The organism is Acinetobacter sp. NEB149, assembly GCF_012516415.1.
In the GTDB taxonomy this organism is placed as follows: domain Bacteria; phylum Pseudomonadota; class Gammaproteobacteria; order Pseudomonadales; family Moraxellaceae; genus Acinetobacter; species Acinetobacter lwoffii_V.
Map to the genome: position 1 here is coordinate 51,365 of NZ_CP051210.1, position 12,179 is coordinate 63,543.

At 34.7% G+C, this 12,179-nt stretch carries 16 protein-coding genes; 3 read left to right on the forward strand and 13 right to left on the reverse strand.

Annotated elements, in window-relative coordinates:
- Position 1: 1 nt before the first annotated feature.
- From HGD77_RS16615 to HGD77_RS16645, 7 genes are read right to left on the reverse strand one after another with little or no spacing between them, the layout of a single operon-like run.
- Positions 2-196, reverse strand: a complete 195-nt coding sequence (locus HGD77_RS16615) for a hypothetical protein (protein WP_168731057.1) — start codon at positions 194-196, stop codon at positions 2-4.
- A 15-nt stretch (positions 197-211) separates the two neighbouring features.
- Positions 212-877, reverse strand: a complete 666-nt coding sequence (locus tag HGD77_RS16620; RefSeq protein ID WP_168731058.1) for a lytic transglycosylase domain-containing protein — start codon at positions 875-877, stop codon at positions 212-214.
- A 7-nt stretch (positions 878-884) separates the two neighbouring features.
- Positions 885-1,472 carry a signal peptidase I gene (gene lepB, locus HGD77_RS16625; protein WP_168731059.1) on the reverse strand — a complete coding sequence of 196 codons (588 nt, stop codon included), beginning with the start codon at positions 1,470-1,472 and terminating at the stop codon, positions 885-887.
- The gene (locus HGD77_RS16630) at positions 1,472-1,702 is read right to left on the reverse strand and encodes a hypothetical protein (RefSeq protein WP_168731060.1); all 231 of its coding nucleotides are present in this window, start codon (positions 1,700-1,702) and stop codon (positions 1,472-1,474) included. Before HGD77_RS16630 ends, lepB begins: the two co-directional genes overlap by 1 nt.
- Positions 1,687-3,471, reverse strand: coding sequence for a type IV secretory system conjugative DNA transfer family protein (locus HGD77_RS16635; RefSeq protein ID WP_168731061.1), 1,785 nt, complete (start codon positions 3,469-3,471; stop codon positions 1,687-1,689). The genes HGD77_RS16630 and HGD77_RS16635 overlap by 16 nt, the downstream gene beginning before the upstream one ends.
- Before the next feature lie 6 nt (positions 3,472-3,477).
- A complete protein-coding gene (gene traI, locus HGD77_RS16640; RefSeq protein WP_168731062.1) occupies positions 3,478-5,385 on the reverse strand; it encodes a TraI/MobA(P) family conjugative relaxase in 1,908 nt (635 codons plus the stop codon).
- 9 nt (positions 5,386-5,394) lie between these two features.
- Entirely contained in the window at positions 5,395-5,778 is a 384-nt protein-coding gene (locus HGD77_RS16645) for a plasmid mobilization protein (RefSeq protein ID WP_228761484.1), read from the reverse strand.
- Between the two features lie 338 nt (positions 5,779-6,116).
- On the opposite strand from HGD77_RS16645, the gene HGD77_RS16650 reads away from it, so the two are divergent.
- The 3 genes from HGD77_RS16650 to HGD77_RS16660 are packed head-to-tail and all read left to right on the forward strand — an operon-like array spanning position 6,117 to position 7,717.
- The gene (locus HGD77_RS16650) at positions 6,117-6,479 is read left to right on the forward strand and encodes a hypothetical protein (protein WP_168731063.1); all 363 of its coding nucleotides are present in this window, start codon (positions 6,117-6,119) and stop codon (positions 6,477-6,479) included.
- 16 nt (positions 6,480-6,495) lie between these two features.
- Positions 6,496-7,221 (forward strand): ArsA-related P-loop ATPase, encoded by a 726-nt coding sequence (locus tag HGD77_RS16655; RefSeq protein ID WP_168731064.1) that lies wholly within the window; start codon positions 6,496-6,498, stop codon positions 7,219-7,221.
- A gap of 10 nt (positions 7,222-7,231) precedes the next feature.
- On the forward strand, positions 7,232-7,717 hold the full coding sequence (locus HGD77_RS16660; RefSeq protein ID WP_168731065.1) for a hypothetical protein: 486 nt from the start codon (positions 7,232-7,234) through the stop codon (positions 7,715-7,717).
- 68 nt (positions 7,718-7,785) lie between these two features.
- Here the strand turns inward: HGD77_RS16660 and HGD77_RS16665 are convergent, their stop codons facing one another.
- The 6 genes from HGD77_RS16665 to HGD77_RS16690 form a co-directional block, all read right to left on the reverse strand.
- Entirely contained in the window at positions 7,786-7,956 is a 171-nt protein-coding gene (locus HGD77_RS16665; RefSeq protein WP_168731066.1) for a hypothetical protein, read from the reverse strand.
- A 138-nt stretch (positions 7,957-8,094) separates the two neighbouring features.
- Positions 8,095-9,345, reverse strand: a complete 1,251-nt coding sequence (locus HGD77_RS16670) for a ParB/RepB/Spo0J family partition protein (protein WP_168731067.1) — start codon at positions 9,343-9,345, stop codon at positions 8,095-8,097.
- Positions 9,346-9,362: 17 nt separating this feature from the next.
- Positions 9,363-10,133 (reverse strand): ParA family protein, encoded by a 771-nt coding sequence (locus tag HGD77_RS16675; protein ID WP_168731068.1) that lies wholly within the window; start codon positions 10,131-10,133, stop codon positions 9,363-9,365.
- Positions 10,134-10,205: 72 nt separating this feature from the next.
- Entirely contained in the window at positions 10,206-10,541 is a 336-nt protein-coding gene (locus tag HGD77_RS16680) for a TrfB-related DNA-binding protein (RefSeq protein WP_168731069.1), read from the reverse strand.
- Positions 10,542-10,593: 52 nt separating this feature from the next.
- Complete coding sequence (locus tag HGD77_RS16685; RefSeq protein ID WP_168731070.1) at positions 10,594-11,049, reverse strand: hypothetical protein; 456 nt, start codon at positions 11,047-11,049, stop codon at positions 10,594-10,596.
- Positions 11,050-11,270: 221 nt separating this feature from the next.
- Complete coding sequence (locus HGD77_RS16690) at positions 11,271-11,765, reverse strand: hypothetical protein (RefSeq protein WP_168731022.1); 495 nt, start codon at positions 11,763-11,765, stop codon at positions 11,271-11,273.
- Positions 11,766-12,179: the final 414 nt, after the last annotated feature.

Here is a 12,179-nt window from a genome sequence, read left to right on the forward strand (position 1 = left end):
CTTAATCTCCCTCTTTGAACATGATTTCAAGTTCATCATCAGGCGTATATGAGGCCCCTAAAGACTCAGCTGTTTCAGGATCAACTTCAACCATCACGCCAGGTACACCAAGCAATGACAGATCATCAGTTACTACCTCGACTTTCACATCATTCAGATTCTCGATCTTGTTTTCATCTTTTGGTCTATTTTGCATTTCTCATTCTCCTGGTTAGTAATTACGAACAAAAATAGTGGTCGTATTATTCAGTGAGCTATACAACTGTTGTTGTGTATCACTCATTTTTGGCATCGGGTTCTGTTGCACGACATTATTAACTTGATAGTTATAACTTGCTGGCTGATAGCCATGTTCAGAAGATCCTCGCCCTAAAAATCCATTACTCAAAGACAAATATCGACTAGAAACATAACGCACATAATTTTGAGTTTCACGATAAGGAGGGATACCGTTATATTTCAGAACAGCCCCATGCCCTGCGTTATATCCAGCTAATATTTTTGCAATATCACCATTAAACATTTTGCTTAAATACGCTAAATATTTCGTACCAGCGATGATGTTTTGCTCAGGATCATAAAGACTATTAGGATTAACTCCCATGAACCTAGCTGTGCTTGGAATCACTTGCATTAGACCTTGGGCATTTTTTGATGATCGAGCATTAGGCTTAAAACCACTTTCCCTAGTAATGACGGCAATTGTTAAATTAGGATCAATACCGTTGGCTAAAGAATGCTTATGAATTAAATCTTCATACGGTACAGCATAACTACCAACTGAAAAAACTCCTACAATCGCGGTAAAGATAGGGATCTTTAAAAAATGGAATGCACTCTTTTTCCCAGCATTAAACTTACTGCGGTTTTTAACCATAGTTCACCTATAAGCATTTATATTGTTGGCTATTCCAACAAAATTTTTTAGATTTATTGACTAGCAGCGGCTCAAGAGAATATTTAATCTTCTCTGCTTTTACTGCACCAAAATAACGGCTATCGAAACTGGACTTGCTATAAGTTGAGATTAACCAATATTCCCCCTTGGCAACAGTATAGACACCAGGTTTCACAGATTCTATTGGTTTGCCGTAACCATCTTTTTCTAAACGAGATACTAAAAATTTTTCGTTAACGAAAATTTTATTGTCCTTAATTTCAACCTTATCACCTGGAACAGCTACAATTGGCTTCATCATCATTTGCACATTTTCATCACAAATACGCACAAATCCATTTTCACTAGCTTCCAGCAAGTATTCTTTTTTCAACTGATCAGGCAACGTAGGACAAAAACCAACAACTCCTCCACGTTCTATATTCAGTACTGTTCGATTCCAAAGACCAAATGGCAAGCTTTCCGTTAAATTAAAAATCAAGATGCGGCTCATAAAAAGTGCCATCGCAGCAATAAGAAAAAATGTTGCTCCAATAAGAATGTTTCTTTGAAATTTGCTTTTCGTTAATTTCATTAGAATTGCAAGCCTTGTTCTGTTTTTTGGCGCGTCAACTTATTGCCTAAAGAAAAATCTTTAACATACGATTGCTCACCTCTAATTTCTGAATCAATGATTAGACGCTTTCTAACAGTTTGCGTTTCTTCGGGTGCTTTTACTTTTGAACGATCAACAAAAACTTTATCCATAAAAAATAAGCTTTGCTCACCGTAAACTGGATTATTACCAGCTACGAAAACCAGCATATCTCCTGACTCCACAATCTTCTTACCATCAGTACTTTTTTAGGTGCTTTAAGTCGTAAAGCTTCATCAGGTGTTAGAAGTGGTCTGGCAAAGGCATGTATGGATTTATTAACATGACCTGTGACAGCCCCAAAACGTGCGCCACTTGTTGAAATTTGCTCTTCATGGCCAGTCTTTGTCCCTGATAATTTAGAGATCCACTCAGCTGTTTCGATTTTATTGGGTGCGTAAACAACACGTACATGGCAGTTTGCTGAAATAGTCTCTTCTCTTCCATAAGCATCACTCGCCCTTAATTGTTCAATATCTTGAGCGATTAAATAAGCTTTTATTCCATATCCAGCAATATAAGGTAGAGTATCTTCAAATACTTTTAAGCGACCAAAGCCTGGAAACTCATCCAGCATCATTAATAAACGGTGTTTATGTGCGGCTTTAGCAGAACCACTCTCATCCAACTCCATCCCATCTTTAACCAAGACACGCAAGATCAAAGTAAGCATCAAACGTATTAAGGGTTTTAAACGATCTTTGTCTCCTGGACGAACAACCAAATATAAAGATACAGGCTTTTCATAATCCATCAAATCACTCACAGTAAAATCTGTTTCACTCGTGTTCATTTCTACAATAGGATCACGATATAGCGTTAAGAATGAACGTGCGGTAGAAATTGTCGATCCTCGTTCATCTTCAGGCGTATTCTGCATATCCTTGGCTACTGCGGCTATGACAGGATGTGTACAAGGTTCATTATTCCGATCCCTACCGTATTTTTGTAACAGCATAGCATTCCAAAGATCATCAAGTGGTTGGTCTGGGTTTGAAAGAGTGTGTGCTACATCCCCTAAACTAGCGACTCGATACTTCTCAACGTTATTTTCAACAACCAAAGTTTTTTCTCTAATATAGTGCAAAGTATATAAAACCATTGCAGTTAATAAAGAATGTGCGGTTTTAGACCAGTGATCCTCTAAACCTTTGCCCTCTGGATCAACCAAGATTGTGACAAGGTTTTGGGTATCACTAATTTCATATTTAGTGCCTAAGCGGATCTCACCTAATGGATTAAAAGATGCACTCCCCTCTGTGGCAGCAGGGTCAAATTTAATACAAACGTTATTTGCATATTTACTACGCCACCCTGAAGTCATCAGCCATAATTCGCCTTTCATATCACTAATAATTGCTGAGTGCTTCCATGATAATAAAGTAGGAACAACCAAGCCCACCCCTTTACCGCTTCGTGTTGGAGCGATCCCGATCACATGCTCAGGCCCATCATGTTTAAGATATTGCAATTGACCATTTTTATTTCTAAATCCACCAACAATTACACCCTCACCTTTTTTACCTTTTGGCGGTGCAAGCCCCATCTGCTGTAATTCTGACTCTTCAGCCCATTTAGCAGAACCATGAATATTCTCATTTCTTCTTCGTGAATTAGTAATAAAACCACATGAAATAACAACGACAAGGAATGCAAGCCCTTCCAGTAGCAGCACCTTAATTACAACTTTATCTAATAAAGGTCTAAGACCCTGACCTGTAGGCACTTGATACTGCATATACCATTGCAAAAATTTGAAAGGGTTATAAAAACGACCAAATAACGGATCGCCTAACTGCCTGTGATAGCCAAAAATTTTTGCCATTTCTTGAGTGGCCCATGAAGATAATGCAACTAACAATAAAATTAAAATTGTGAAGCCAATAGTAAAAACAGCCCATCTAGGCATTCTTTTATTGACTGCATCATAGTCTTTCACTTTAAGTTACCTCTTATTAGTTTTCGTATTTTGTGCATCGTCTTTAGCGGAAATTACTTCAGGTTTACGGTTTATTAATTGGCTGCTTAACTGCTTATCACTCAAAGAAACATTCAGACCGTTTTCATTGATAACTTTAACCACCAATTTTTTAAATTCTTCAGATCCATTGATAGTTAAGGGCCTATCATTAAATTTTTGTGTAGCAACCATTAGAGCTAATAAAACGCTTTTTTCATCCAGTAGCTCAACCTTTAAATCTTTAGCTCGATCTAATACAACTGGCCTATTTGATAAATTATAAGCAATTGTTCCATTCAACCGAACTTTAGAATCAAAGTTGTGAAGTATTGACTCTTTATTGGAAAACTCTAATTCCATTGCTGAAATCAGCTTTTTATTCTGACTCCTCAAAGTCTTTAGGGCCACTTCTGAATACTCATTATTAGCTAGTACACTCGATTTTAAATATTCATTCCAACTTGGCTTATTCGGTAGATCTGCACGTTCTTTAGCTTGCCTTGCGTAAAATTGCTCACGCATAGATTTAGCTTTCAAAGAAAGTGTTTGATACTTTATTTTTCGATCTTTAAAAGAACCTCCTTTCATCTTGATTGCTTTTTTTTCTGATTCAAGCCAATTCTTCATTGTAAACTTAAAACGCTGCTGCTCATTTTTATGCTGAATAGACAACTTTTTCCTTGAAGTATAGAAATGATGAATTTCCTTTTTATACTGAGCATAAAGAGTACTAGACTGAATAAAACGATCTTTATCGTACCCTTTTACTGATCCATCATTTGATAAGCCTTTTCTACCCCATCGCACTCTTTTAGGATCATTGCTGGCTCTTCGCTCGTGTACGTTTTCAACCTCATCAACTGGCAAAAGCACGTTAGATTTTTCGGTGTAACCATCCATAATGATGCTGGACAACTTTCGCAGATCGTTGATGGATTCGGTCTTGAAGAAGTCGGAAGATTCGCTATCGTAGGACTGATATAACCGCTTGAGCTGTTCAATAAAGACTCTACTTGTTGCTCCTGCGCCATTAGCTGAAGCATTTCCTCCTGAGTTATTTCTTCCTCTTCCTGGATCTCGTTCACTGTTATTTGATTCTCTTCGTTCATAGATTTTTTCTCCATCTTCAAAAGTTCCAAACTTCGATTCAAGTTTTTTTAGAGATAGCTCTCTAGCTATGGATGATGCCTTGACTGTAATACCTGAACCCATATCTTCAAATACAAGACCAGCACCACGTTTTTTCAACTTAACACCCAGAGCATTAGCTTCAATATGTAGTTTTTCCCAATTGTGTGAATTAGAAATAGTAGAAATTCTCTCTTTTAGGAAGTGAGTTAAACTTTCCTCATTTCTAAAAATCTCACTTTCAGTTAATTGGGCTTTCTTACTTGCTCTGTGATTGACCTTCTTCAAACCATGTTTTACTTCCATTTCATCACAAACTTTCATTAGATCTTTTTTGTCATAAAAAGGCTCTACATTGTTATTCGTAACCGGATGAATTTTATTGATCAAAACATGAAAGTGAAAATGATCTGTGTCGTTATGAGCGATAGATATTCTTTGATGCTCTCCCAATCCAATTCGTTCAACTAAGTTATTTTCAATGTCTTGCAATACTATCTCACTTGGTTTTTCTCCTACTGGAAAAGAGACAATTAAGTGATAATTTTTATCAGATTTAGATCTCGTATTTAATGCTTGTGTTTCCTCCATCTCCAAAAAAGCTTCATAAAGAGTAATAGAATTCAAATTGCTAAATCTTACGTTTTCTGCTTTTCCACCCGTTTTTGAATGTTCAAAATCTTGAGTGTTTTTTTGATCCGCAATATACATACAAGTCCTCTTAAGACTTCTATTCGCACTTTTTCTTGCACGTTTTGCAATCATAATGAAAACCTAAAATTTAATTTTCGATCTAATTTTAGAAATCAGAATATCTAATGAGTTTTGGTTTCTTGAGAAATCCAAAAGTAGTCCATTTACTTTAGATCTAACTTCTTTAGGATCTACTGCTTGGCCTGACATTAAAAATTTAAGTAGTCCACCAACTTTATTCATGTCAGATTTAATGCTTCTAATTTCCTGAATCACCATTACATCAACTAGACTTTTAGGTTTGTATCCCATTCCTAAATCTCTCAAATACTGCGAAGATGACAATTTTGCCAATTTTGCATTTTCTTCAATTAGTTTTTTCTCCTCTTCAGTAAGAACTACTTTTATGTATTTCTGCCTAATCCTCTTTTGAGATTTAGTTTTTTTATCTAATAACTCAATCAATTTTTCTGTTCCTTTTTTGACGTAACTCCAAAAATAAAAATTTGGCTATGCCAATTACTCCGTAGGACAAGATGCCACCGTTGAGCTGAATAGCGAATAAGAGGGGAGTAATGTTGGGCCAACCGTGCTTGCATGTTGGTCAACATTACACATCTTGCCTGATTTCACGTAACTTTGTTTCGCTCATAATCGCATAAAATCGCACTCAAATTTATGAAAAATTGTAAAAAAACAAGGTTTTTACTAAAGATCGCATATAATCGTTCTTAATCGCACAAAATCAAACTTAATCGCACAAAATCGTACTTAATCGCATTTATTTATATAATGGAGCTAATATGGTTGGCCGTTCGCAAGCCCGATTGTTTATTATTGAATCAGCCGAAGAAATTAAACAACTGCATAAAAAAGGATACACTCTTAAAGAAATACACAGATTGATCCCTAACTTAAAGGAAAATATTCACTACGCAACATTCCATAGAAACATTCCAACTTTAGGAATTATTGAAGTTAAAACTAGAAGCAAACAATCTAAAAAAGGAGAAAGTACGAAAAATGAAAATTTCGTTAACGAAAATCATGTAGCCGAAAATGATGATAAACTTTCTGAAAACGCCAAAAGAAATCGCGCAAAACTCAACAATAGAAAACCTGATTTTTTCTATGATGCAAGTACAGATGGAAAAGATTTAATTTAATTATGAGGAAATCTTAATGACAATTCGCACAATCAATATTATTGCCCAGGGTAAAGGGGGAGTAGGTAAAACTTTCGTTTCCACCCAAATCGCACAATTTTATTCTGATAGCGATAGAGAAAGCTTAAACATTGACACAGATCCAGTAAATACAACATTCGCTTCTTTTAAAAATCTTAATGTCACTCATGTAAACTTATTAGAAAAGGACAACATTAATCCTAGAAAATTTGATGAAATGATGGAGTTGATTTTTAACTCCGAAAAAGATGTAGTGATTGATAATGGAGCATCTTCATTCATACCTCTGCTTTCTTATTTTATAGAGAATAATGTTTTTGAAATTTTTAAAGATACTGGTGCAGATATTAATTTACATACAATTATTATGGGGGGACAATCTCTCACCGATACATTGAATGGTCTTAATCAAATCTCAGAAAAGATTCCTGACTATGTAAATCTAATTGTTTGGCTTAATGAATTTAATGGAAAGATTGAGATAGATGGAAAAGAATTTAAAGAATTTAAAGTATTCAAAAAGCTAGAAAATCGGATTCAGCAAGTCATTCTTATACAACAACGGACACGTGAAACTTTTGGAGAGGACATAAAAAAAATGCTCGAAGCTAAAAAAACCTATAGTGAAATATTATCAGAAGGTGATTTTAGTATTATGCAACGCCAAAGAATCAAAACAGTTCAAAAATCTATCTATGATCAACTAAGACAGTTTTTATAAAAGGTGAAGAATGCTAGTAACAGGGCAATCCAAAAGTGAAGAACTGGTAGAGCTGCAAAATTTTATAGTTTCGACCTTAGCAAAAGAACACAATATTTTAGTTTCAAAAGATGATCCAATCCTGGTTGCAGTCATTATCAATAAGTTATGTTTAGACTATGCTGCAAAAAATGCTGTGAATGCTTTTAATGAAAGTGTAGGGCAAATTGAACAGGTGAATACTCAATCTATTACTGTGGCTAAACAGCTAGCAGAAAATTTGATTACACATTCAGGACGCTATATTGAATCTGAAGTAAAGGAAATTTTTCAAAAGCAAATTGAAAAACTCCAAAAAGAAGTGGCTAATTTGGATCTACAAGTTAAAAACTCTATCACTCCAATCCTCCAAAAAGGAAAAGTAAGCCATGAAAAACAAATAAACACCTTGTTATATCTAGGTATTTTTTTAGCTTGCTTAACAGTGATTAATATAGGAATTTTCATAATGAGTTAAAAAAAGGGGTCTTCTAAAGATCCCTTTTCATTTTTCTAGCTTTTGTATGTGCTTAAAAACGGCTGTTATCAACTTGGAATTTTCTCAATTACTGTCGCCTTATGGCTTTTTTGAGCTTTTAATTTTTGATCCTTTAGCTCTCTATCAAAAGTTTTTTTATCCTGGATAGAAGCGATAATCATGATTGGAATTAAAACAGGTATTGCCAATAAACCGAGAATTAAGTCTTTCATTTTCATTTCATATTTCCCATAGCTTTCGCTACCTTTAGTCAACAAAATCAGTATATTAATAACAATTAAGGGTTACAATAAAAGATTACATTAAACAACAAAAAAGGGCTGTATTTCTACAACCCTATTTTCGTTAACGAAAAATTAGAAGCTTATATCTAGATCAAGCGTAGGAAACTCTTTGCGTAGATCTTCCAGATGAGCCAACAACTTACTCACTACTTTAGATTGCTGTTTTCGGCTTTCATCATCTGTACCTTTCAGCAAGGATACCTTAAGAGAAATATAACGGTTTTCATCTTTCAAGATAGGCTGCAATTCATCAATATTCTTCAATACGGATAGAACTTTAGATGCCTTTTCAATCGTTGAGTTATGGCCTGTAAAATCGACTTCTACAGCCTGAATAGATGTAGGCGCACCACTTCCACCAAGTTGTGTATTTTCAACGCTTAGATCTTCATTAAAGCACTGTGGGCTAACAGATTCATTTGTACCAATAGAATCTCTTTCTTGCTCTTTCGTAGATGCTACAAAATCAGCTTTCCTATCAGCAGTTGATGCAGACCAATTTTGACTATCATCTTCATCGGCCTGGATCTTAGTTTGAATCTCTTCTTCAATATCAATTTGGCTAGCGGAAAGCTCTTTTTCTTTCTGCTGCTTTTCTTGTTTTTCATCAAGAGATTTAAAGAACTTACGCACTCCTGCCTGAGTGAGTAGCTTACTTGTACCCTCAAAAGTCTCTAACCACTTTTGAATCTCTGCACCATGATCATCCCAACGGTTAACAATAGTGTTAATCGCTTCCAAATCATTACATTGGCCTAAATCATAAAGTAGCTTGAGTCGTGGTGGCATCTGAAGAGCATTTAGGTGTTTAGAAATCCAAGCTGGCGGCTTACCTGCACGTTTAGCCAAAGCAGATTTTGTTAGATCACCAGGCGCTAAAAGCTTTTTAATTTTTTCAGCAATTTCAATAATTGATAAATCTTCACGTTGAATATTATCAATCATTTGATTCAATTCATCGTGGCCATTATCAATAAAAGCAGGAATTGTATCTTGTTGGGCTATCTGTGAAGCTCTAAAACGTCTTGCACCATTATTAATAATGTAGTGGCCAGGTTTTTCGGGATTATCACGAACTGAAATAGGAGTAAGAACACCGTTTTCTTTAATCGACTCGGCTAGCTGTTCAAGTTGCAACTCATTAAAGATAGTGCGCACGTTTAAAGGGTCTTCTTCAATTAAATCCATTTTGATCAGAAGATTTTCTTTTTTGGCATTAGATGATGCTTTTTTCCCGACTAAATTCCCGAAATTAGCACCACTCAGGCTACCAAGTGCTGTACTTGATTTTCTTTCCTGCAATGGTTTGTTTTCCTTAGTCATAATTACCACTCCACAAATTACTGCATACTCTCTATTTTTCCGAAAACCTCACTGAGCAACTGCTTCATTAGTTTTCCCGTATCTTTTGCTTTAGACAACTCCCAGACTGCTTTTCCGCTAGTGACAGCTTCATCAATCACTTGTCTTTCAAAGATTTCCGAACTAAATAGCATGTTCTCATAGTTTTCTTTCAGAGAACTTAAAATCTCAACTTGCAAAGGGCTACCACGTTTCACACGGCTCGCAACCATACCTAAAAATTGCAGCCCTGGGTTATGCTCAGCCTTAACATTCTGAAAAGTATTAATAATTTGAGAAACACCATCAATCGAAAACTCTTTCATTTCTATTGGTGAAATTAAATAATCACCACAAATCAAAGAAATAATCTGAAGTGCACCAGCAACTGGGGGTGTATCAAATACTATAAATATATTTTCGTGTTGTAGTTTTAAGTTTTGAATGTTTTTTGCAAATATATCCAAATCCAAATCTTGCAAATTTAAGAGATCAGGTGAAGCTTTAAAAATCACATGATTTTTATCCAACGCCATTTCTGAAAAATCTAGCTCGCTTTGAAAAAGATCAAAAGTAGAGTATTGGTCATAACCTCTGCGTTCAAAAACTTTTGAAGCATTCATTTGTGGATCTAAGTCAATTACAATAACTCGATAATCACTTTCAGCAAAAATAGCAATGTTACTTGCTAAAACTGTCTTGCCAACGCCACCTTTTTGATTGGCTACAGCCAACGCTACTGTACTTTTTTTTGGTTCGTCAAGATTCATAATATTCTCTCTGTATAGCTCTCGCTACCTAAAATCAATTGTAGATAAAAATTAAAATATTTCAATAGAGTATTACATTAAATTATCCAATCCTACTAATTTTTTTTCCCGTTTTTCAATTTCCAAAATTTCTTGAGCAATCTGCTTAGGTACAAAAACCGTCACTTTTACCCAATCTTTTTTACCTGCATTTTTCTTAGTAAAAATGCTATAAACCTTTGAAACGGTTTTATTTACAACCTGTCGTTGTAAAGAATATTTATTAGCCACATCAGCAACAGATATGCCATCCACTAAAACTAATTTGCAATACTCTTTCGTCCTATCCAACATCGAAGTCAGATAAGGTTCTAACTCTTCCCACTGTTCAGCTGTGATAGCGTTAGGATATATAGATTTTCTAGCCATTTTAGCTCCAAGTAACATATTGGGCTGACAAATAGCCAGCCCAATCTAAATATCAATCCAATAAAGATCTAATAACATCTGCCTGGGCATCGTTCTCATATTCAAGCTGTGTATAAGCTCGATGATAGGCATAAATAGCTAAGTTGGCTAAGTTAGAAAATTTTTTCTTGTGGTAGCTCCAGGCAAGGGCATTAAGAGCAGCAATTGAACAGAACATACTGAAAGATTTAGTGTTCAGTATCTCATCCCTCATTGCATTAGGATTACCTACAACAAAACTCATATCATCATTGAGTAGCCAAATCCCCTGGTTTAATGTCCATTGCCCACCTTTATAGTCCTCAGAAATATCAGCCATGCTGAAAACATGCTGCTCATAGGAAAGAGTGAAAAGTCCTTTAACAGGGCAATCACCATTATTTAGAGTTTGAATCTTGGCTTCCAAATCGTCACTATAACCGGTCAGTGAAGTCAATTCTTCATGCTTTCTTGTTGCTAAAGTTACCATAATTACTCCTGTAGCTCTCGCTACCTTTTTGACTGAAAATAAAAGTTAATCGATTATTTATACAAGTGTTTTTTTATAATTGTTTGAATTAAACACTCATATTTACCCTTCAAAAATATTATATTAAAAGCATCAAAGTATTACAATAGAGTGTTACATTGTGTTTTTGTAAAATTATGTAGGCTATTTTTTCATAGCCTACATTTTGTGGATTTTTTTCGTTAACGAAAATTTTTAAAAATTTTCTGTGCATCTTTGTAAGCCTGCTTTGGCATATTTCTCTTATGCCCTATCCATGATAAGACACTGTTTTTATTTATTTTCATAACCTTGGCAATTTCAGCAGAGGATAAATTAGCTTCTTCCTTAAAAGCAGAAAAATGGTTGGCAATAAAGATATATTCAGCTTCTTCGTTATACCCTTCAATTACGTGATAGAGATCAGCAGCAGTAAACTGGCCAGATAAGTACATCTCTTTGCATTTTTTGAGATCTGCTTGCCAAAATTTGTTTTTAGACACAACAGTCTTGATTCTACGCAATCTTCGCTCATCACTGGGAAGCACAATATTGCTAGTCAGGATCAGTTCAAAAGCATGTTGATAGACACTCCAAAAAAGAGAAACATCTAGAATTTCTTTTTTGGCGTTATTCAACCAAACAGCATCATCTAGGATGGCTAATATTCTTCCAATCTCTTTTAATGTGGTAATCATAACAACTGTTCCCAAAAATTTTACACAGCATATCACCATCAAAAAATTTATGTAAAATATCAACTTAAGTTAAATAATTATTGGTAAATCGGATATTAAAAACAGTAATTTGCTGTTTGTAATAAAGTGTAAACATATCTTTTAATCGAACAATTAAATGTTTATATTTCAACCAAACAAAATATTCTTTTTGTTCAAATATATTCTCAAAAACATTTCGCTATTAATTTAATTTCATCATGAGATTACTTTTAATACGAACAAAGGAAATGATATTTCTAACTTTTAAGTTAGTAAATTTTTATAAATATCAAAGGTTTATTTGATGCTTTTATTAACTGACACAACGATAAATGAGTCTATGCTTGTCGAAAGTCTTGAAAACAATGCTATTACTCATATCAGGATTGTACC

Excerpts from the sequence above, each read along its gene's own strand:
- HGD77_RS16660 (WP_168731065.1), top strand. The coding sequence starts at position 7,232 with ATGCTAGTAACAGGGCAATCCAAAAGTGAAGAACTGGTAGAGCTGCAA.
- HGD77_RS16630 (WP_168731060.1), bottom strand. The coding sequence starts at position 1,702 with ATGCTGGTTTTCGTAGCTGGTAATAATCCAGTTTACGGTGAGCAAAGC.
- HGD77_RS16665 (WP_168731066.1), bottom strand. The coding sequence starts at position 7,956 with ATGAAAATGAAAGACTTAATTCTCGGTTTATTGGCAATACCTGTTTTA.
- HGD77_RS16650 (WP_168731063.1), top strand. The coding sequence starts at position 6,117 with ATGGTTGGCCGTTCGCAAGCCCGATTGTTTATTATTGAATCAGCCGAA.
- HGD77_RS16670 (WP_168731067.1), bottom strand. The coding sequence starts at position 9,345 with ATGACTAAGGAAAACAAACCATTGCAGGAAAGAAAATCAAGTACAGCA.
- HGD77_RS16685 (WP_168731070.1), bottom strand. The coding sequence starts at position 11,049 with ATGGTAACTTTAGCAACAAGAAAGCATGAAGAATTGACTTCACTGACC.
- HGD77_RS16690 (WP_168731022.1), bottom strand. The coding sequence starts at position 11,765 with ATGATTACCACATTAAAAGAGATTGGAAGAATATTAGCCATCCTAGAT.
- lepB (WP_168731059.1), bottom strand. The coding sequence starts at position 1,472 with ATGAAATTAACGAAAAGCAAATTTCAAAGAAACATTCTTATTGGAGCA.
- HGD77_RS16680 (WP_168731069.1), bottom strand. The coding sequence starts at position 10,541 with ATGGCTAGAAAATCTATATATCCTAACGCTATCACAGCTGAACAGTGG.
- HGD77_RS16675 (WP_168731068.1), bottom strand. The coding sequence starts at position 10,133 with ATGAATCTTGACGAACCAAAAAAAAGTACAGTAGCGTTGGCTGTAGCC.
- HGD77_RS16620 (WP_168731058.1), bottom strand. The coding sequence starts at position 877 with ATGGTTAAAAACCGCAGTAAGTTTAATGCTGGGAAAAAGAGTGCATTC.
- HGD77_RS16615 (WP_168731057.1), bottom strand. The coding sequence starts at position 196 with ATGCAAAATAGACCAAAAGATGAAAACAAGATCGAGAATCTGAATGAT.
- HGD77_RS16655 (WP_168731064.1), top strand. The coding sequence starts at position 6,496 with ATGACAATTCGCACAATCAATATTATTGCCCAGGGTAAAGGGGGAGTA.
- traI (WP_168731062.1), bottom strand. The coding sequence starts at position 5,385 with ATGATTGCAAAACGTGCAAGAAAAAGTGCGAATAGAAGTCTTAAGAGG.